18 protein-coding genes are annotated in these 20197 nt (G+C 58.5%); 5 read left to right on the forward strand and 13 right to left on the reverse strand.

Annotation, left to right across the window (positions count from 1 at the left end):
• Nucleotides 1–211: 211 nt before the first annotated feature.
• From PAECUDRAFT_RS20995 to PAECUDRAFT_RS21015, 5 genes are read right to left on the reverse strand one after another with little or no spacing between them, the layout of a single operon-like run.
• Nucleotides 212–1753, reverse strand: coding sequence for a tetratricopeptide repeat-containing glycosyltransferase family 2 protein (locus tag PAECUDRAFT_RS20995; RefSeq protein WP_006040163.1), 1542 nt, complete (start codon nt 1751–1753; stop codon nt 212–214).
• A 4-nt stretch (nt 1754–1757) separates the two neighbouring features.
• Nucleotides 1758–3743 carry a tetratricopeptide repeat-containing glycosyltransferase family 2 protein gene (locus PAECUDRAFT_RS24965; RefSeq protein WP_006040164.1) on the reverse strand — a complete coding sequence of 662 codons (1986 nt, stop codon included), beginning with the start codon at nt 3741–3743 and terminating at the stop codon, nt 1758–1760.
• The gene (locus PAECUDRAFT_RS21005) at nt 3694–5985 is read right to left on the reverse strand and encodes a glycosyltransferase family 2 protein (RefSeq protein ID WP_006040165.1); all 2292 of its coding nucleotides are present in this window, start codon (nt 5983–5985) and stop codon (nt 3694–3696) included. The genes PAECUDRAFT_RS24965 and PAECUDRAFT_RS21005 overlap by 50 nt, the downstream gene beginning before the upstream one ends.
• Before the next feature lie 25 nt (nt 5986–6010).
• On the reverse strand, nt 6011–6862 hold the full coding sequence (locus tag PAECUDRAFT_RS21010) for a DUF6385 domain-containing protein (protein WP_006040166.1): 852 nt from the start codon (nt 6860–6862) through the stop codon (nt 6011–6013).
• 47 nt (nt 6863–6909) lie between these two features.
• Nucleotides 6910–7365, reverse strand: coding sequence for a DUF6385 domain-containing protein (locus tag PAECUDRAFT_RS21015; RefSeq protein WP_006040167.1), 456 nt, complete (start codon nt 7363–7365; stop codon nt 6910–6912).
• A 210-nt stretch (nt 7366–7575) separates the two neighbouring features.
• On the opposite strand from PAECUDRAFT_RS21015, the gene PAECUDRAFT_RS21025 reads away from it, so the two are divergent.
• The gene (locus tag PAECUDRAFT_RS21025) at nt 7576–8106 is read left to right on the forward strand and encodes a hypothetical protein (protein WP_006040168.1); all 531 of its coding nucleotides are present in this window, start codon (nt 7576–7578) and stop codon (nt 8104–8106) included.
• On the forward strand, nt 8107–8688 hold the full coding sequence (locus PAECUDRAFT_RS21030) for a hypothetical protein (protein ID WP_006040169.1): 582 nt from the start codon (nt 8107–8109) through the stop codon (nt 8686–8688).
• Between the two features lie 161 nt (nt 8689–8849).
• Here the strand turns inward: PAECUDRAFT_RS21030 and PAECUDRAFT_RS21035 are convergent, their stop codons facing one another.
• The 3 genes from PAECUDRAFT_RS21035 to PAECUDRAFT_RS21045 all read right to left on the reverse strand — a co-directional run bounded on the left by PAECUDRAFT_RS21035 (nt 8850) and on the right by PAECUDRAFT_RS21045 (nt 10957).
• Nucleotides 8850–9347 (reverse strand): glutathione peroxidase, encoded by a 498-nt coding sequence (locus PAECUDRAFT_RS21035; protein ID WP_006040170.1) that lies wholly within the window; start codon nt 9345–9347, stop codon nt 8850–8852.
• Between the two features lie 27 nt (nt 9348–9374).
• On the reverse strand, nt 9375–9830 hold the full coding sequence (locus PAECUDRAFT_RS21040; RefSeq protein WP_006040171.1) for a MarR family winged helix-turn-helix transcriptional regulator: 456 nt from the start codon (nt 9828–9830) through the stop codon (nt 9375–9377).
• A gap of 152 nt (nt 9831–9982) precedes the next feature.
• Nucleotides 9983–10957 carry an ABC transporter substrate-binding protein gene (locus PAECUDRAFT_RS21045; RefSeq protein ID WP_006040172.1) on the reverse strand — a complete coding sequence of 325 codons (975 nt, stop codon included), beginning with the start codon at nt 10955–10957 and terminating at the stop codon, nt 9983–9985.
• Between the two features lie 246 nt (nt 10958–11203).
• Here PAECUDRAFT_RS21045 and PAECUDRAFT_RS21050 point away from each other — a divergent pair, with 246 nt between their 5' ends.
• Together PAECUDRAFT_RS21050 and PAECUDRAFT_RS21055 are read left to right on the forward strand one after the other, a co-directional pair.
• The gene (locus PAECUDRAFT_RS21050) at nt 11204–12223 is read left to right on the forward strand and encodes a FecCD family ABC transporter permease (protein ID WP_006040173.1); all 1020 of its coding nucleotides are present in this window, start codon (nt 11204–11206) and stop codon (nt 12221–12223) included.
• The gene (locus tag PAECUDRAFT_RS21055) at nt 12210–13211 is read left to right on the forward strand and encodes a FecCD family ABC transporter permease (protein ID WP_006040174.1); all 1002 of its coding nucleotides are present in this window, start codon (nt 12210–12212) and stop codon (nt 13209–13211) included. Before PAECUDRAFT_RS21050 ends, PAECUDRAFT_RS21055 begins: the two co-directional genes overlap by 14 nt.
• 344 nt (nt 13212–13555) lie before the next feature.
• Here the strand turns inward: PAECUDRAFT_RS21055 and PAECUDRAFT_RS21060 are convergent, their stop codons facing one another.
• From PAECUDRAFT_RS21060 to PAECUDRAFT_RS21080, 5 genes are all read right to left on the reverse strand, one after another.
• Entirely contained in the window at nt 13556–14026 is a 471-nt protein-coding gene (locus PAECUDRAFT_RS21060) for a CcdC family protein (protein WP_006040175.1), read from the reverse strand.
• A 93-nt stretch (nt 14027–14119) separates the two neighbouring features.
• Nucleotides 14120–16000, reverse strand: a complete 1881-nt coding sequence (locus tag PAECUDRAFT_RS21065; protein ID WP_006040176.1) for an S-layer homology domain-containing protein — start codon at nt 15998–16000, stop codon at nt 14120–14122.
• 216 nt (nt 16001–16216) lie between these two features.
• Complete coding sequence (locus PAECUDRAFT_RS21070; protein ID WP_006040177.1) at nt 16217–17671, reverse strand: catalase; 1455 nt, start codon at nt 17669–17671, stop codon at nt 16217–16219.
• A gap of 203 nt (nt 17672–17874) precedes the next feature.
• Nucleotides 17875–18747 carry a winged helix-turn-helix domain-containing protein gene (locus tag PAECUDRAFT_RS21075; protein WP_006040178.1) on the reverse strand — a complete coding sequence of 291 codons (873 nt, stop codon included), beginning with the start codon at nt 18745–18747 and terminating at the stop codon, nt 17875–17877.
• Nucleotides 18720–19115, reverse strand: a complete 396-nt coding sequence (locus tag PAECUDRAFT_RS21080) for a Fur family transcriptional regulator (protein ID WP_006040179.1) — start codon at nt 19113–19115, stop codon at nt 18720–18722. The genes PAECUDRAFT_RS21075 and PAECUDRAFT_RS21080 overlap by 28 nt, the downstream gene beginning before the upstream one ends.
• A gap of 151 nt (nt 19116–19266) precedes the next feature.
• On the opposite strand from PAECUDRAFT_RS21080, the gene PAECUDRAFT_RS21085 reads away from it, so the two are divergent.
• On the forward strand, nt 19267–19770 hold the full coding sequence (locus PAECUDRAFT_RS21085) for a Crp/Fnr family transcriptional regulator (protein ID WP_006040180.1): 504 nt from the start codon (nt 19267–19269) through the stop codon (nt 19768–19770).
• Nucleotides 19771–20197 lie beyond the last annotated feature (427 nt).

The following is a 20197-nucleotide window of genomic DNA, read 5'->3' on the forward strand; positions in this document are numbered from 1 at the left end:
TATTCGCCTCCGGTGGCGCGGGGCGCGCGGTTAGCGCACTTTTTTGTTCTCTATTCGCCCTCGGTGGTGCGGGGCGGGCGGTTAGCGCACTTTTTCCTTCCCTATTCGCATCCGGCGGCGTGGGGCGGGCGGTTAGCGCACTTTTGGGGCAGGCGACCGGGGGGCGCGCAGCATACCGCGATTGTTTACCTGGCGCGGGCAATACTCTCGCTCAAGGCTCATAAATCGCCGCAAGAACAATGAGCCTCAGCTCTGCAAAGCAGCGCGGGAGCCCCGCTTTCGCGCCACGGCCTTCGGCGCGTGTCACTGGAGCCTCCAGCGCGGCGGCGGCGCGCGCTGCGAACGCCGCTGCAAGCCCTGCAGCGGCCGCGCGAGCCTGCACCGGCGACGCCGCTACACTGCGGGCGACGGCGAAATGCTCCGCCGCCTCCGCCCAACGGCCAGCTTCGCTGGCTCGCAGTCCAACCGCTAACGCCTGCGTAGCTGTCGTGGCCTTCAGGTGCCGAGCCGCAGCAAGAGCGTTTGGCAGCAGCAAGTCGTATAAACCTGCGGGCGAACCTACATCGCTTTCCGCTCCCGCAGCTCGCAGCGCCATCGCTCTCGCCATCTTCACCATCAGCCCTGCTTCGCCGCAAGCCAGCAGCCGCAAACGCATCTCTGCCGCCTCATAGGCAGGATGCTCGCCGAGAGCAGCGCGATAATGCGCCGCCGCCTCGCGCCAGCGGTACAGGCGCTCGCAAGACGCGCCCGCTGCATAATGCGAACGGAAGCCGCCCGCGCCAGCGACGGACGAATAATATGGAGCTGCCGGCCCGATTGCAATGGCCTGCTCCAACGCACGCAGCGCAGATGGCGCATCGTCACGCGCCATATAAGCAGCGGCTAGCGCCTCACACATATCCGGAAAATCCGGATATTCCCGCACGCCCGCTTCTGCATGCGCAATCGCCGCCTCCAGCTGACCTGCCAGCCGATAAGCATGCGACAGCTTCAGCCGAACATCGGAGGCAAAGCCACATGTCTCCCCTAGCCCTTCCCCTTCAGCCAGCGGCGCAAGCCATTCGATTGCTTCTAGCCAACGCCCCGCTCCAAACAGCTCCGTTCCTGCTGCATAACGAAGCATTATATTATCCGGCTCCTTGGCCAGCGCCTTCGCAAGCAAGCGCGCGTTTCGCTCCGGTTTGCGGCGTTCTTCGATCACATTCGCCCGGTAGCCTTCATGGCGGACGGTTACCGGGGCAATCGCCACAGGCCCTCTCTGCGCGAGTGCAACTGCCGTTGCGCACTCCTCATGTATAATGCCCGAGAAACGAATTTGCGCATCATTGCGAAATAACCGGCATACCGCGTCCGTTACCAGCGTGCCGCTCCCTTGCTCCCCGCCCGTCCGCTCCAATACGCTAATCAGCCTTACATAATACCCAGCAGCCGTTTCATCGCACAATAACTCCCGCCACTGCGACGGCTCTGGCGCTTCCAGCCGTTCATCTGCATCCAGCACTAAAATCCAGGGATGCGCCGCAAGCTCCAGCGACAGATTCCGGGCCGCTGCAAAATCATCGTCCCACGGAATCGAAACTACCCGCGCACCGCATGCGTGCGCGATCTCCATCGTTCGATCGGTCGAGCCGGTATCGCATACGAGCATCTCCGACACGTATGGGGCAGCAGAAGCGAGACACTCCTCAATAAAAGCTTCCTCATTGCGCACGATCATACACAAGGAAACGCCCGGACTCTCCCTCAGTTCCATCTCCTTATGCCTCCCCCTCACAACCCGCTAACCGCAGCCGCGCCGAGCGCAAAACACGCTGGACCGTCGCCCCCGCTGAACGTGACTGTAAGCTCTGTTCCAGCTGTTCAAGCCTTGCATCCGCCCAAGCAGCCAGCCCCTCGACGCCTCCGTGTGCCGCTTCGTCGCTACCATGGCGAATGCTTTCGCCCACAGCTTGAAGCACGCGTGCCAATCGGTCGCCGGACGCTCCGCTGCTTGCCGCCTGTTCCGCTTTCTCTTCCCTTAAAATCCCCGCCACGCACGCCGCCAGCTCCTGCGCCAGACTGCCCCGAACGTCCGCTCCATATCCCTGACAAAAAGCCGCAGCAGCTTCCGCACCCTCCGTTATCTGAAGCACCGCAGCATATAGCAGCCTCAGTCGACATTTGGCTTCCCCCATCGAATACGACTGCCGTCGGTCCTTCGCATACTCAGACGCCTGTGTCTGAGACTTTTCCACCCCCGGCTTTGTCACCTCGCCAAGCGGGCTTCCCTGTTCCGGATGCCGTCCCCCTAGCCACACCGGCATTTCACCATCCGCTTGCCCCAGCCCATGTCCATGTCCAGGTTCAGGTTCAGGTTCATGCCAATACCCGTGCCCGTCATCCAATGCCTTAGCCGCCCATCGGCGCGCCTGCGCAAACCGCCCTTCCGATGCGGCAAGCTCCGCTTCCGCCAGCATGAGCCACGCCGCCGACGCTTCCCCCCAACACGGTCCCGCCGCCCGTTGGCGCAGCCACTGCACAGCTTCAGCATAACAGCGGCTATCCAGCAGCAGCGAAGCGATTTTCAGCGATCCTTCCTCCGTGCTGAAGGCAAACCGCCGCTCCAATAGTGCAGGAAGCTCATCCCCTCGCCCGTTCACCCGCAGCAACCGGCACAAGCGCAGCAGCGGCGGCAGCAGACTCGGCTTCATCCGCACCGACTCCACGTACCAATGCACGGCCGCATCCACACGCCCGCCCCGCTCATAGAGACTGCCAAGCAAAAATGCCGTTCGGTGCGCACCCATCCCGTCCTCCGTATGGTACACCCCTGTAGGCGGACCCGCCCGCAGCGCAGAACAGGCGCCACTTATCGCTTCACGCCAACGCCCGGCTGAACAAAGTGATTCCGCAAGGCAGTGCCACAGATCCGCATAATCGGCAAAAAGCTTCGCTCCCTCCCGTGCAGCAGCAGCCGCCTCCTGCCACGCCCCCAGCGTTTGCAAGCTTCGCACCTCATACTTGAACACGAGATGAGCGTAGCTTAACCGTTCAAATGACGCAGCGCCCTTCGCCGAGCGAAAGGAAGCAAGCGCCTCAGCAGGCCTTCCCGCACGGAGATATTCCACGCCCAAATTAAACCGATGAAACGGCTGTTCCGGCTCCTCCTCTATCGCTTGAAGCAGCAGCCTCGTATTGCGCTCGATTTTATCCTTCTCCGCAACAGTTGACGGTCGATATCCATAATGGCGGATAACCGTTTCGCCTAGACGCAGTTGGGCATCCGGCGCTGCGCGTAGAATAGAAGCTGCGATCTGCTCATGAATCCGCCCCTCGAACCGATGGCGGGGATCGTTGCGGAACAGGCGCAGCACCGGATTGATGGTCGCCGTCTCCTCTTCCTCGCCGAGCAGGTTCCATATCGGCAGCAAAATGCCCGGCGACGCCTGACTCTGCACCAGCGTGCGCAGCTCCTGCGCAGCACCAGCCGACAGCTCTTCGTCCGCATCAAGAAACAAAATCCATTCGCCGGTCGCCTGCTCCAGCCCGACATTCCGTGCCGCGGCAAAATCGCCTCGCCACTCCGCTTCGATGATCTTCGCTCCGAAGCTACGCGCAATGGCGATCGTTTCGTCCGTCGAGCCCGTGTCGACGACGATGAACTCATCCGCCGTGCCAATGGCGCTGCGCAGGCAGCGCGCGATACAGGCAGCCTCATTCTTGACGATCATGCATAAGGAAATCAGCTTCGTGTGCGCCGCCACTGCGCATTCGCCTCCTTTGGGCTCCGGTCCGTACCGTTCGCCAGCCCAGTCCCTCCAGCCGCGCCGCTGAGGATGCGAGCCGCCGCCGATCCTCCTGCAGCCAAGCAGCGGCAGAACGGTCCGCCTCCCGCTCGATTAGCGCCTCGGTCGCAAGCTGCATGCAAGCCGCCGCCGCCCCCAATCTCGCCCGTTCATCGGCAGGAGCCGTCTCTATCGCACGCTCGAACAGAGCGAGCGCTTCGCCGTATAGCTTGCGATCGTATAACATTTCGCCCAAGGCGGCGTAACCGGGCGCGGCAAGCCGCCCTTCCGCCATCCGTTGCAGCAGCCGTTCAGCAGCCGCTTCCGTGTAACCGTGCCGATGCAAGGACACGGCGAATGCCTCCTCCCGCGCTGCCGCCCAGCGTAACGCCAAGCGCAGCAGGCCGTGAGAGACCGCCCGGTCCATGAGCTCAGCCAGTTCAGTATTCGACTCTCCGCCGCTCATATCCGTTCCCGCTTCCTCGCTATGCCCGAGCAGCACCCGCTCTGCCAGCATGCACAGCGCCAATGTCCCCTCCTCGAGGAACAAGTCTGCATACTCAGATAGACGAGTGCCTTCCATCCAGCAGCACAACGCCGCATCCAACCCTAAGCTATGCGACAGGCACCTATTGTTTTCATAAGCTTGCTCATACAGCCATGTCGCTGCTTCCCTGTATTGTCCCGAACGAATCAAACAAGCCGCATACAGCTCCTGCCTGCTCACCCCGTGCAATGGCTGCTTCGCCGATTCGCCGACTGCAACGCTTCCCCCCGCCGTTGCCCCCTCCGTATCTACCGCCCCATTCGCGCCGAAAGGCACGCCAGCCAAACGCCAAAGCGGCAATGCAGCGGAATACGCGCCGATTCCCGTCAACGCTTGAGCGACGGCCGCCGCTCGCTCTTGCCGCCTAATGTCACCATGCCCTGCTTCTGTCCGCTTCCCATCGGCAGCGCTCATTCCATGCCCCCGCTGCTGCTCGCGGCACTCCTCGTATGCCGCTTGTACTTCCTCTCCTGCATATGCCACAATCGTCCGGGCGATCGCCGCATCCTCAGCGCCCGCTTCATGCAGCAGCTCCGCTAATCCGTCCAACGCCTCCTGCCAACCAGGCTGCTCGACTAGCGCTCGCTCAAAATAGTGCGCCGCCGTTTGCCGATCGCCCCTGCGGCGCGCCAGGTTTGCAAATGCCGTGCACGCCTGATACCCGCCTGCACCCGCTTCCGTTATATAGGCCGCGGGACGGATCGCCGCGGGCCCTCCCGTTAGAGCAGTCTCTGGCTCGCTGCCCTCACCTGCCCCCGCCGCGATTGCAGCGAAATAGGCCTGCTTCGCTTCATCCCATGCGCCATGACGCTCCAGCAGCCGTCCATGCAGCAGCTGCATATCCGCATAATTGGGATAACGCTGCACCCCGTCGCCGAGCAACGCCAGCGCCTCTTCTTCCTTCCCCTGCGCCAGCATTGCGCGTGCGCTATCCAGTATAAGCGATGGCCGATATGGCGCATCCGGCGCAGCAAGCATCCTCGCCCGTGCAAAAGCGACGGATGCCTCCGCCGCTTCCCCCTGCTGGCAGCAGGTTACGCCTAAGTTGTACCAATAAAAAGGGTCGTCCGCCCGCTCGACAAGCTGCTCGCGAATGATTCGGCCGTTGCGTTCGGCGGTTCGTTTTTGTGCCATAAGCGCTGGTGAATATCCCGTATGCATGAGGCGAATCGCAGCTAACGGGCCGTCCACGTCACGCAGCCTGCCGGACCCGTCCATTGCAGCCAACTGCTCGTGAATGGCGCCCACATACTGATAGCCCAGATCCGCGCGAAACAACCGAATCGCCTCGCTGCGCAGCAGCGGCTGCTCGTCTCCCTCTGCGCCGCCCAGTGCATTTTCGATCATGACGCGATACGCCGTCTCGCCGGAGGCCAGCAGCATTTTGCGCACATTCGCCCAATCCGTCTCTGCCCCGACCCGCTCATCCGCATCCAGCACAAGCACCCAACGTGTGCGCGCTTGTCCCAAACCAATGTTGCGCGCTTGGGCAAAATCGTCCGCCCACGCCGACGTCACGATTCGAGCGCCATAAGACGCGGCCAGTTGGACCGTCGCATCCGTAGAGCCTGTGTCCACGATGACGAGCTCATCCGCCCATGGCCAAACGCTGTCCAGACAACCGCCTAGCCGTTCCGCTTCGTTCCGTACGATTAGATGAACGCCGAGCAGCATGCCGTCACCCCTTCATTGTTGGCGATTAAGTGCCCTGTCCGTTGAAGAACACGTCTAGCGTCGTCGGGTTGCCCGTTAAGCTTGAACGATACGACAGCCGTGTATATTTCAGAAAACGCTGCGGTACCAGCACATCAACCGAGCCCACCGCAATGCCCGTCGTCGTGGTCGTGTCGGTGTACCAGTTCGTGCCGTTCGCGCTGATTTCCACTCGGGCATCCGCCCTATTAGTCCCCGGTCCCGTGTTGTATACAAAGAAGGAGTATGTGCCGAACACGCTCGTCGTAACCGTCGCCACGGGGGTATACGCATCAGCTGTCACAAGTCCGGCGTTGCTGATTTCGGTAAAGCTTTTTTGCGAAATGGACGTCACGCTGCTAAGCGTTCCCGCCGTGATCGTCGCTCCCAGCACGCTGTTGATCGTTCCCGCCGTGATCGTCGCTCCCAGCACGCTGTTGATCGTTCCCGCCGTGATCGTTGCTCCCAGCACGCTGTTGATCGTTCCCGCCGTGATCGTCGCTCCCAGCACGCTGTTGATCGTTCCCGCCGTGATCGTCGCTCCCAGCACGCTGTCGATCGTTCCCGCCGTGATCGTCGCTCCCAGCACGCTGTCGATCGTTCCCGCCGTGATCGTCGCTCCCAGCACGCTGTTGATCGTTCCCGCCGTGATTGTCGCTCCCATGACACTCGTGATCGTACCTGCTGTAATCGTCGCGCTTTGAATCGAGATGTTGCTGATCGTACCGTCCATAATGACGCTTAACAAATTTCCGCTTGTGTCTGTCGCCAGCGCCTGCGGCTCCAACGTTGCATCCCGGCCGAAAATAAGCGTACGCAAATTGTCCGGGTTCGGGTTAAACGACGAAAAGTTTGGCATGTCTCATCACCTTTACCTTAAAATCCGACGGAGCATCCGGGAAGCCTCTAACGTAACGCCTGTGCCTGAAAATAGACCGTAAGCGCCGTCGGCCGATCCTCGATTTTGGAACGAACAGCCAGCCGCGTGAAGCGCAAAAATCGGGAAACGACAATGACGCCCGTCTCGCCAGGCGGAATCGTCTCCTCGACATCCTTAGCAAAATGCTGCCCGTCGGGGCCGACCTGCACTTGCACGACTGCCGGCGCATCGCCTTCGTTAATTACCGCATAGGAGTAAACAGTCAGATGAGTCGTGACCTGGGTCGGGAGCGGCGTCAACGTATCCGTCGTGTGCACATTGGAATAAAGCTGCTCGATAAAAAGGCTCCGGCCCTTTTGCCGATGCTTGTTATTATGGCAATGCTTTTTCGGTCGACAGCTGTCTCGGCGCTTGCGGGGCTTCGGGGAAAGGCACGATGATGGCTTCCTCCCCTTGCGCCCGCGGCTTGATGCGATCGTCATACCATCTTCCCCTCGGCGTCCATGCTCCGATAGTGTATGAGCTCCTTTCGCCGCTTGTAACGGCGTCTGTCGGACCCCGCTCTGGCCCGATTCGCTTCGGCATCCGTCCGAGCCCTCAACCTGACCGGTTGGTGCGCATAAGCTGTATGACTAGCTTGTATCGATTGACTAGAAGGCATAGGCAGGCCGAGAGGGGAGCAATCATCCGCCATGACCAACTACTCTGTGTTTAACAATGAAAATAACCCCGTCTACATGCAGGCGAACAACGGCTATACAGCGCCGGCTATCGTAGCGCCTTCCCAATACGATGCCGCAGGCAGCCAACGCTTGTTCTATCTGACAACAGGCAATGTAAGCATCGGCTCGGGCTCCAGCCTTCTGCTGCAGATCACCAACCCAAACGCCAGCGGCCGAACGATCTACATCTCCCGAATTGCCGGAGGCGCTTCGAACTCGATTACGCTTACGGTGTATTCCGGCGGGACGATCACAGGAGGCACCACGCCAACGCCAATCAACGGCTACCTGGGCAGCGCCACCGCGACCGTTGTAACCACAAAGCAAAATACCGGCACGCTCGGCGGCGGCCCGGTTTCGATTTTCACAGCGATGGCGTCAGACCTCTATAGCGTCGATTTCGAGGGAGCCCTTATTGTGCCAGCGAATCAAACGTTGTCCGTTACCGTCGGCACGGGTTCATTGACGGCCTCCATTAACCTTGTTTGGTGGGAGGTATAGATGCCTAACCATTTTATTTTTGATCGGTCAAACAGCTCCTTCTATGGCAGGCTCACGAACGTGTACAGCGATCCCGGTATCGTAGCGCCAACGGACGCGGGCGCTGCAACGAATGATCGGTCTTTCATTTCCAGTGCCAGCAACTCGTCCAGTCTTGGCATTCTAGGCGGTACGGTTAACCTCACTCTGCAAATCAGCAACCCGTCGGGCAGCGGCCGAACGATGTACATAGCTGACATTATCGGCGGCGTTAGCGTCTCGCTCAGCCTGCTGTCCAGCTTCAGCGCCAGCGTGACGCTGTATCGGGGAGGCACGTTAACCTCGCCCTCGACGCTCACCCCGTTTAACGCCAAATTCGGCAGCGCCGCGACGAGCAGCATGACCGCCCGCTCCTCCACTTCCGCGCCGTCGGGCGCGACCTCGTTCATGTCCTTCGCCCTCAGTCCCGGCTTGTTTGAGTTTCCGTTTCAGGGCGGTTTGATCGTGCCGCCCAACCAGATTTACACGATGAACGTCAGCGCCGCGCTGTCCGTGGCGGGCGTGCTATCCACCACGGCGAGCGTGGTGTGGTGGGAGGTTTAAGGGGCGATCAGCGTGTATGGGAATAGAGCAGAATTCCCTGCCCTATTCGCTCCCACACAGGCTGCCAACAGTAATTGGGTACTCCTCCCGACCATTCCCCCCGCACAGCACAAAAAAAGCGTTAGCAGGGCATCCCTCTGCTAACGCTTTTTCTCATTTGTTTACTTCAGCATCTCCGCCAGCGTCGCTTCCATCACGGCTGGCTCATCGCGCGGCTCGAAGCGGTCGACGACTTGTCCGTCACGGCTGACGATAAATTTCGTGAAGTTCCATTTTGGATCGTTGTCGACTTCGGCTGCATCCGACTCGCCCTCGAATGGCGCCTCAGCGGACAAATATTTGAACAGCGGAATCGCCGTTTCGCCGCGAACGTCGCATTTCTCGAACAGCGGGAATTTCACGCCGTAGTTGAGCTTGCAGAACGCTTCTACCTCTTTGTTCGAGCCCGGCTCCTGCTCATTGAACTGGTTGCATGGGAAGCCGAGAATTTCGAGTCCTTGCGATTGATATTTTGCATACAACGCTTGAAGCCCTTCATATTGCGGCGTCAGACCGCATTTGCTTGCCGTATTGACGATGACGAGCACCTTGCCTTTGTATGCGGACAGGCTGACTGGTTCACCTTTAACGTTGTTCACTGTGAAATCGTATACGCTCATTACTGATTCCTCCTAATAATAGATGAATTAAAATGAACTGCCCTGCAGCCGCTGCATGTCTTGGACAAGCTGCTGCAGCCGTTCGCGGAGCTGCTGTCCTTCTTCAAGGTCCATCCCCGTCAGGCTATATACTTTCTCAGGAATGCATACCGCTTGTTCGCGGAGCGCTTTCCCTTCCTCCGTCAGTTGCACTAATACGCTTCGTTCATCCTTCGCGTCTCTCACCCGCGTGATAAGACCCATAGCCTCCAGCTTCTTCAGCAATGGCGTGAGCGTTCCGGAATCGAGCAATAATTGTTCGCCTAGCTGCTTCACGCTGACATTGTCGCGCTCCCACAGAACGAGCAGGGTTACGTATTGCGTATACGTAATGCCTAGCTCATCAAGGAACGGCCGATACAGCTTTGTCATTTCCCGCGAGCATGCATACAGAGCAAAACAGATCTGATGTTCTAGCTTAAGTTGAACCGGATAATCCGTCACGCCCGATCCTCACCTCCTTGCATCGATAGAACGCCTGCAATTAAATTGTATAAAATCTTTATGGACTAACGATACCATAGTTAAGCGCACAGTGTCAAACCGCATAAAAAAACTGCCTGCGCATCTCTGCACAAGCAGTCTTTCCATCCTACTTATTTGAAATACGTAAGCAGCTCGTCGATCATTTTGTTAGCGGCAATGTAGCCGCCAGCCGTATTCCAGATCGCATCGTCAACGAGGTGAACGTTGCCTGCTTTTGCAACCGACAGGTTTTTCCACAGCGGATCGTTCATCCACTCTTCTGCCAGCTTGCTTACCGCATCCGTTTTGTCCGGGTTGTATTCGAAGTAGAACATAATGTCGCCGTCCATGTCTGGAATGCGGTCTTTGTTCACGTCATCTGCGAAGCCGTCCTTCGTTTGCGCATCCGGGCGAGCGAATCCGAGCTGGTCCAAGAGCATGCCGGAGAACGTTTCGTTATAGTAGATACGCGTTTTGTCAGGCATGAAGCGAACGATCGAAACCTTCTTCTTCAGGTTGTCGCCGAGTGTTGCTTTCGCGTCCTCGATTTTCTTGCTGAAGTCTGCGAGCAATTGATCGCCTTCCGCTTTCTTGCCGAGCGCTTCCGCATACAGCTTGAAGTTGATCTGCCAGTCGCCGCGAAGCGTCTCGGACATCACCGTCGGCGCAATTGCGCTCAGTTGACCGTAAACCTTCTCTTGGCGCATTTTGTTTCCGATGATGAGGTCCGGCTTCAGGCTTGCGATCAGCTCGATATTCGGCTGCGACTCGTCGCCTACGACTTCAACGCCTTCCATTTGGTCCTTGATATGTGCATACCATGGGTCGCCCGTCCACGACTTCACTGCGCCTACCGGCTTAACGCCCATAGCAAGAAGCGCTTCAGTTCCTTCATTCGTCAAAATAACGACGCGCTGCGGCGTACCTGTAATTTTCGTTGTTCCCATTGCATGCGTCACTTCACGCACATCCTCCGACTTCGTTGCCGTCGAAGCCTCGCCGCCGTCTTCCTTCTTCTCTTCCTTCGAGCCGCAGCCCGCTACTACCATAGAGAATACGAGCAGCATCGCGAACATGCTGAGCCAAAGTTTTCTGCTGTTTTTCATTGTAGAATCTCGTCCCCTTCACTTCTAGTTGTATGTAGCAAAAATTAGAAAACATGCCAATCGAGTGATAACCATTCTCATTTTCACCGACCCCCGTATCATAGTACACCTGCTTTGCCGCTGTCAACGATTTTGTGAAAATGATTCTCACCCTCATTGACGCCGCTTCTATCTTTCCCTAGAATGAAAGCAGCATGTTCGGTTCGATTAATCGACATTATTCTATAAGGCAGGAGCAACCGTCTCATGAACCATTATCTCAAAAGCCCCGGCCAAAAGGCCGCTTTCCTCGTCCTTGGCGTCGTCTTGCTGCTGCTCGCAGCGGCCGCGAGCTTGCTGCTCGGCGGCAAATCGTACACGCCGGCGCAGGCATACGAAGCGTTTGCCCACTTCGACGGGTCAAACCAAGCTCTCATTATAAGGAACGTCAAGCTGCCCCGCATGGCAATCGCAGCTATTGTAGGCGCCGGCTTGGCCATCGCCGGCGCATTCATGCAAGCGATGACGCGCAATCCGCTCGCATCGCCGTCCGTCATGGGCATCAACGCAGGCGCAGCGCTCGCTGTCGTTATTGCCCTTGCCGCGGCAGGCAGCGTCTTCTCCAGCGCGCAGCTTATTCTCATTGCCTTCGTCGGCGCAGCGATCACGGCGTTCGCCGTCTTCACGCTCGGCAACATCGGCAAGAGCCAGGGCGAAACGCCAATTCGGGTGACGCTTGCCGGATCCGCGGTAGCGGCGTTCGCCTCCGCATGGACGTCGGGCATTTTGCTGAAGCAGGACAAAATGCTCGACGACATTTTGCTGTGGCTCGTCGGCTCCGTCTCTGGACGGGACATGCATCATCTAACAGCGATTCTGCCTTATACGCTCATCGGGTTGGCAGGATCGCTGCTGATGACCAAGTCGGTGAACATTCTGAGCATGGGCGAAGATACCGCGCGCAGCCTTGGACAGCAAATCGGTCTCGTTCGTTTTCTGCTGGCGGTCCTCATCGTGCTGCTCGCCGGCTCTTCGGTCGCAATCGCTGGCCCAATCGCGTTCGTAGGCGTCATTATTCCGCATCTCAGCCGGTTCTTAGTCGGCCATGATTACCGCTGGATTATTCCGTACTGCATCGTACTCGGCGGCATTCTGCTGCTGGTGGCGGACACGGTCAGCCGGTTTATTTTGCAGCCAGAGGAACTGCCTGTCGGCGTAGCGACCGCGCTGGTAGGCGTGCCATTCTTCATCTATGTCGCGAGAAGGAGAAGCTATGCGCAATCTTAAATTCACCACGATGCTCTCGCTGTTAACGGTTCTCGTCTTCGCTGCTGTCGTCGTCTGCACGGCGATCGGCAGCACGTATATTCCGGTAGGCCGAGTTGCGCTAACACTGCTCGGGCTGGGCGATGACCAATCGTCGCTTATTATTCTGAAGCTCCGGCTCCCTCGCATCCTGCTGGCTGTGCTCGTCGGCGCATCGCTCGCTGCTGCTGGAGCTATCCTGCAAGGGCTTGTGCGCAACCCGCTCGCATCGCCGGATCTCGTCGGCATTTCCGGCGGCGCAACCGTTGCATCCGTCCTGTTCCTGACCTTCTCGGCGGGCAGGTTCAGCATTCAATGGATTCCGCTCGTCGCCATCGTCGGCGCCTTCATTACCGCGGCAATTAATTACGCGGCGGCTTGGCGCAAGGGCGTTTCCCCGCTCCGTTTCGTCCTCATCGGCATCTCGCTGGCGACAGCGATGAGCGCGTTGACGACATTCGCGTTGAAGACGGGCCCGGCCTATCTCGCCGTGCAAGCGCTCGGCTGGATGACCGGCACGCTCTACGGCTCATCCTGGATGCATGTATGGACACTCATGCCATGGGCTGTCATCTTGCTCTTCCTGAGCATTTACCTGTCTCGTTATTTGAACGTGCTGGAGCTCGGCGACGAGCTGGCCGTAGGCATCGGCACGCCGGTGCAGCGCACTCGGCTGCTGATGCTCGCGCTCAGCGTCGGCTTGACGGGCGCTGCCGTCGGCATGGCTGGCGGCGTCGGCTTCATCGGCCTGATGGCGCCGCATATCGCGCGCCGGATCGTCGGCCCGAAATACGGCCGGCTGATTCCAATCGCCGCGCTGGTCGGCGCCCTGCTGCTGCTCGTTGCGGACCTCGCCGGACGAACGCTGTTTCTGCCGAGCGACATTCCGGCCGGCGTATTCACAGCCGCGATTGGCGCGCCGTTCTTCCTCTACCTGCTGCTCGCCAAGCGCGGCGGCGTCAGGGGCTAAGCTCTCACACAAAAAGGCATTCCGCCAGTCGCTTACGCGATGGGGAATGCCTTTTTCGTTGTCGCTGCCCATGCGGCCCTCGAAGCCGCCGTCATACGCGGCGAATAGGGTAGAAAAATCTGCCCTATTCTCACCCTCGACGCCGTCACACGCGAATATGGCAGAAAAATCTGCCCTATTCTCACCCCCGACACCGTCACACACGGATAGGGCAGAAAAATCTGCCCTATTCTCACCCTCGACGCCGTCACATGCGGATAGGGCAGAAAAACCTGCCTTATTCTCACCCCCGACGCCGTCACACGCGAATAGGGCAGAAAAATCTGCCCTATCTATTCGCCTTCTCAAAGCAACCGGCGATACCGCTGCATCATCGCCAACCGCCAAGGCACCAGCATGCCGAATGCCAGCAGGAAGAACAGTGCGCCTGTCTGCGCGACGCTGACGTAACGTTCCACGACATCATGAAGCGCGATACGCGCGATGAACAGCCCGATGATGATGTAAATGAACAAGCGCGAACGGCGCAGGAACACCTCATCGCCTACCCGCTCAAAGTTCGAGGTCGCAATAAGCGGCGGCGCGAACAGCAGCATGCCCGCGGCTAACGCACCGAGCGCCCATGTGAACGGCACGCGCGTCAGCGGCGAAATGAACATGAGAAAGCCCGTCGACATGCCGATCGGCGGCATGATGATTTTGCGCAGCGTCGTCGGCTGCTTCGATGCCCTCATTCTCACCATGATGACCGCCGCGCCTACGACGATTGACATCAATAACGATCCATACTTAATCAACTGTGCCGATGCCAGCAACGCTGACTCCCCCTCCGCCTGCGAACGTACTAGTCCGATTTGCACGAATAAATTTATCGTACTTGAAATCCCAGTGTGCTGCAAGCGAGAGCGCTATTGCTCAATCACCTCGAACGCTTTTTCCAGCAGCACGAACGTCTGCTCATACGTCAGCTTGCCTTTGGGCCCGAACTGATTGTAGCCCGTGCCATCCATCAAGGACAGCGCAACTGCCTTATACACATTGTCCTTCGCCCAAGCCGAGATGCGCTTGTCGTCCTCGAACAGCGTTGTTTTGCCCTTGCCGCCCGCGGCAGCCTGCTTGTCATCCTGGCCCGTCAGCTGGCCTAGCTTATTGTACAGGTTCAACAGCAGCATCGCCGCTTGCTCTCGGGTGATCGTATCATAAGGCGAGAACGTATTCGCCGAGGTGCCCTTAATAATCCCATTCCGATTCGCCCATGTGACGCGCCAATCATCCACATCCCGGAACGGCGATTTGCCGTATGCGACGTCATCGCTATAGAGATTGCGGCCAATAATCGTCTCGGCCATCTGTACAGCCAATCCGGCAAAATCATACCGCGATATCGGCTTCAAATACGAATGGTCGTACGATGCGTCGACTAATCCATTGCTTTTGGCCAGCGTGTAATCCTCGATCGCCCATTTGCTCACTCGATCAGCTGGGTCAGCGTCCACAACGCGTATGTTGATCGATTGCCGGCTGCCCAAATAATCGTCTACGGATACCCATGTGCTCCCTTTGCCTACCGCTCGAATAACGCCGCTCCCGTCGATGGCCGCCACCCCGGCGTTGCCGCTAACAAACGTGTTGCCTTTCGTCTGGGCGCCCGCCCGCAGCCCGATCGGAAGCGTCTCGCCTTTGCGAAGCTGAATGGCATATCGCGCGATCGGATCAGGCAAAAGATTAAAGAAGGTTGTTCGATAATCTATCGCCGTTTCTTGCCCGCCTGCGGCATACAGCCCGTTCACATGAACGCGGAACGTATCCTCCGGCTTAAACTGCTCGATGCCGCCGGGACGGAAAATGATCGCAAACGGAATGCCGTAGCCGCCCGTCTCCACGTTAAAATATTCGCCGCTCCGATCGCGATCCTCTTGATCCAGCGTCCATGACTTGCCGTCTCGCTCGCGCGTCAGCTGCACGCGTATGGCTTCCGTTCTCGCTTTATCATAACGGGCCGGATTTAACGAAATGGACCATGCGTCCGAAGGCGCGAACACCTCCTCCGGGAAATAACCTGCCGACGGCCAAGCGATATAGTCATAGCTCACCTCGGAGCTGGCACGTTCCCGATTAAATGCATACATCGACGCGTAGGGCGGCGAGTAGTCGTTATTGCCGCCTGCATATACCATGCCGAACATCGTCTTCTTCATTGCAGGATTCAAAATCCAGCGGCGGTGCCCTACGCGATCGATGTTGCTCGGATCGCTGTCGGACATATAGCCGAGCACATTATCATAGAACGTCGGGCTGCCTTTGAACAGGTTGCTCGTGCTTGCGCCCTCGTACCCCAGCTCGAACATCGACTGCTCCATATCGCCCGGCTTGCTCGGAAAATGCGTCAGCTGATCGTTAACGGCATTGACGAGCGCTGCCGTCTGCTCCTGCTGCTCCAGCGTCCAATCTGCGGCGAGATCATTCGGAAGCCCCGCCAAATAACGAACAAAATTCGCGGCGTTGATGCCGTCTTCAATATAAGCTGGCTTCAGCTTGCCCGCGGCATAGGGGGCCGTCAGCTTAGGCTGTATAGCGTAAATGCTAGTCGACGGCATGTAATAATGGCCGGTGGCCATCGGACGGTCTTGCAGCCACTGGTCAACGATTTGCTGCTTCGTACGGCTTGCGGTTAACTGCTGGACATCGTTCGCAGCTGCGTGTACCGGGGCTCCCGCCGTTGTCATCGCCGGCGCGATCATTAGACAGGCGAGCAGGAGCATCCACGGCTTGTTAAGTTGGCGTGTCACGGAAGTCTGAACATCCTTTCAATGGATCCGATTCCAGATCCTTATCCTAGTCGTTACTGCTCCCATTCGACAGCAACAGCCATTTTCCTCCTAGTGAATTCCAATTAAGCAGTGCATGCCTGTACGGCTTCATCAGAACGTCATACCGTTCGCCCAATAGCAAAAAGCAGTGCAGGGGATTCCTGCACCGCTTTCACTGCTGCTTTTATCATAAAATTATTCTCGCGGCGCGTGTCCGCCAAGGTCAACGCCGAGCGCTGTCGCAAGCTTTGCTCCTAGCCCTGCATCCGCCCGGAAGAAATTGCACACCGCACGCAGCTGCGTCTGCTCCGGCGTCTGCTGCAGCTCGCCGATCAGATTGCGCACGAGCCACTCCTGCTCGGTTTCGGGCAGCGAGCGATATCGCTCTCCGGCTTGCGTAAAGTCATCGGTCTTCGTTATCTTCTGCCGGGCCACAGACCCTTGCAGCGGCGCTGTGCTATCCGCATAGGCCGGCGCCTCCTTCGGGCTGGACGCATCGCTGTTCGGCTCGTAATTAACCGAGGACGGATCAGGATTGATCGTCATCGCGCCATCCCGTTGATGGTTCCGCGCAGGCGCATACGGGCAATTGACCGGTATATTCAAATAGTTGGCTCCAAGCCGATACCGCTGCGTATCCGGATACGAGAACAGGCGGCCCTGCAGCAGCTTATCCTCGGAAGGCTCGATACCCGGCACCAGCGCGCTCGGTGAGAAGGCCGACTGTTCGACTTCACCGAAATAGTTGACGGGGTTCCGGTTCAACGTCATCGTGCCGACCTTCACGAGCGGGAACTGATCCTCCGGCCATGTCTTCGTTGGGTCGAGGGAGTCGAATGGCAGCGTATCCTCCGCTTCCGGCGCAAGCAGCTGCACGTACAGCTCCCATTGCGGGAATCTGCCCAGTTCAATCGCGCTGTACAAATCGCGCGTCGCGTGGCTGAAATCGCGCGCCTGCATTTCTGCCGCTTCGTCCGGCGTGAAGTTCACGACGCCCTGCTTCGATTTCCAATGATATTTGACGTAGGTCAGCTTGCCCTCCGCATTGATCCACTTGAACGCATGCACGCTGAAGCCGTCCATCTGCCGATAATTCGCTGGCGTGCCAGCATTCGAGAACAGCCAAGTCAGCATATGCGTCGACTCCGGCGTCAACGTCATGAAATCCCAATAGCGGCTCGGCGTCTGCAGATTCGTGTCCGGCGACGGCTTGAGCGCGTGCACCATGTCCGGGAACTTGATCGCATCGCGAATAAAGAAAACCGGCAAATGGTTGCCCACGATGTCGTAATTGCCCTCCTGCGTGTACAGCTTTACGGCAAAGCCGCGCGGATCGCGCGACGTCTCCGGTGAGCCTTGGCCATGGATAACGGTCGAGAACCGGACGAATACGGGCGTTTCTTGCCCCGCATTTTGCAGGAAATGTGCTTTGGTGTGAGCCCCCATCGCATGCTCGGTTACGAATACGCCGTGCGCCCCCGCTCCCCGCGCATGTACGACCCGCTCCGGAATGCGCTCCCGGTCGAAGTGCGCGAGCTTCTCGATCAGATGGTAGTCCTCCAGTACGGTCGGCCCTCGCTGCCCCGCCGTCCGGCTGTTTTGGTTGTCGCCTACAGGCGCCCCTTGGTTCGTTGTCAAATGATCGCTCATCGTCATCTTCTCCTCTCGTTTCGCTAACGGTTATGCGGCAATTCGGCCGCTTATTCGCTCTATGTTTGATTTAGATTTAGACTGCTTCTAATTCAAGTATAGGGCGGCGCCTTCGGCCCTGCATGAGCCTGCCATAAACGTCCGATGAAGATCCAATGAAGTTTTCATGACCGTGCAATGCAATAAAAAAAGCACCGTTTCCGTTAGACGGAAACGGCGCTCGCTGGCGCTGAATAACGAGGCTGCTGGCCTGGGCGTTCATCGGCTAGCCGATAACCCGCTCCTCGGACAGTTGCGACATACTTCGGAAAAATGGCGTTGTCGCCGAGCTTTTTACGCAATGTTTTGATATGCACATCCACCGTATTGCTGTTGCCGAACATCGCGCAGCCCCAGATGCGCTCCGTAATCGCATCGCGCGTGAGCACGCTGCCATCAGCGTTCAAAAGCACGAGCAGCAGCTCGTATTCCGTCCGCGTCAGGCGAAGCTGTCGATTATCCCGATACACCGCCATTCGGCCCAAGTCGATGTCCAAATCCTTAAACTGGCGCACACCGTTGGCCGCCGCCGCATTTCCACCGCTATCTACATGCCTCGCCTCGCTTGTCTGAGCAAGGGAGGCTTCGCTCGAAGCTCCGCTGCGCATCAAACGGCGAGCATGCAGCAGCGCCTCTCGCGCATGGCCCGGCCATACGAGCATCTCCGCTGATATGCCTGCCGTTAAGCAGTCGGCAAGCGTCGGCTCAGCGACGAGGAACAGGATGCGGGACGCCTGCACGCCTGCGTCGACGAGCAGCTGCGCAGCAGCGGCCACGGCATCGGCAGCCGCTGCCTTCTGCGGCGACAAGTCGCAGATCAGCAGCTCGATCGCGAGCTGCGTGACCTGCTCGCGGCTAGGAAGCTGTTGCGACAGATAGACGTCAAAGCCGTCGTCCATGAGCAGCGTCACAGCTTCGTGGATGCCGGCCGTATTTTTGGACACCATCATCATTCGCCGATTCGGCTGCCCCGTCCGTTCGGGGAGGAAGCCTGCGCCGGCCGCTGTCTTTATTCGTTGCTCGAAGCTGCTGTACATGCCGCACACACTCCTTCTAGCACCACGGAAGCGTGATGCACGTGATAGTTCGTTTCTTGCGCAGCTTTGCCAAGCCAATCGGCAGGCAGCTCCGTTGTAACCTCATCCACGCGGCCGCAGCGCACGCATACGATGTGGTGATGATCCTCCGTCCGCGCGTCATAGCGGGAGGCCGCCTCGCCAAGCTTCAGCTCCTTGACCAGTCCGACCTCCGTCAAATACCGCAGCGAGTTATATACAGTGCCATAGGCGAACGCATAACCATTCGACTTCAGACGATCCATGACGTCCGCTGCCGTCGGGTGATCATCCGCATGCTGGACAATGTCGAGCACCGCCTTACGTTGGATTGTCAGATTCAGTTTCATGATTGAGCGCCATCCTTTGCTGTTAATAGTTGAACTAAGTATTAATTTATAATTATTATAAAATTAGAATCAATTCAAGTCAATTCTCTTATCGCGGACGCTGCCCGGTAAAAGCAGGATATGCTATGCTAAAAGGCGGAGGTGCTGCAACGTGCTGCTTCATCGCAATGATATTCTGTTCAGGCAAGGGGAGACAGGCCCCCTCTATCGAATGGAAAGCGGCTTGCTCAAAATCGTACGCGTCCAAGAGGACGGAAAGCAGCTGCTGCTTAATTTCATCGTTCCCGGAGAAATGATTCCTCACCACTCGCTGATCTCGCCCAAAGCCTATCACGGCACCGCAATCGCGCTCACAACCTGCCAGGTCGAGCCTGTCGCTGCCGCCGAATGGTACGCGCGGCTTGCCGTCGATGCCCCCGCAGCGCTAGAGGTGGCTCGCCTGCTCCAGAGCAAGCTGCGCATGATGCAGGAGCGCATCGATCAGCTCGCTATGAGCAGTCCTGCCGAGAAGCTCGATGCCTTCCGCAGCTGGATCGCAGCCTATTTGCCGCCGGATACGGCAATAACGGATCTGCTCACGCAGGAGGAAATTGGGCAGTTTCTCGCGATCCGCCGCGAAACTGTCAATCGCCTGCTGCGCGGCGGACAAGGCTGAAGCCGTACTGGCGTGCAGGTCGAGCTATATGATAGCGCGGCTTGATCGCCGACGTGAGACTTGGCGCCGCGGGCCGCAATGGCGTCGCGGCCCGCGATAGCACCGCGTTCCGCGATAGCACCGCGTTCCGCGGTAGCGCCTCGTTCCGCGATAGCACCGCGTGCCGCGATAGCGCCTCGTTCCACGATAGCGCCGCGTTCCGCGATAGCACCGCGTTCCGCGATAGCGCCTCGTTCCACGATAGCACCGCGTTCCGCGATAGTACCGCGTTCCGCGATAGCACCGCGTTCCGCGATAGTACCGCGTTCCGCGGTAGCGCTTCGTTCCGCGTTGACACCGCGTGCCATCGCGGCCTTCGCTTTGCGGAATATCCCCCGCACTCACCCCCGCTCGCCCGCCGTTGCACTTTGTACAACGATAGCGCCCA

The organism is Paenibacillus curdlanolyticus YK9 (assembly GCF_000179615.1).
GTDB classification, from domain to species: Bacteria; Bacillota; Bacilli; order Paenibacillales; family Paenibacillaceae; genus Paenibacillus_T; species Paenibacillus_T curdlanolyticus.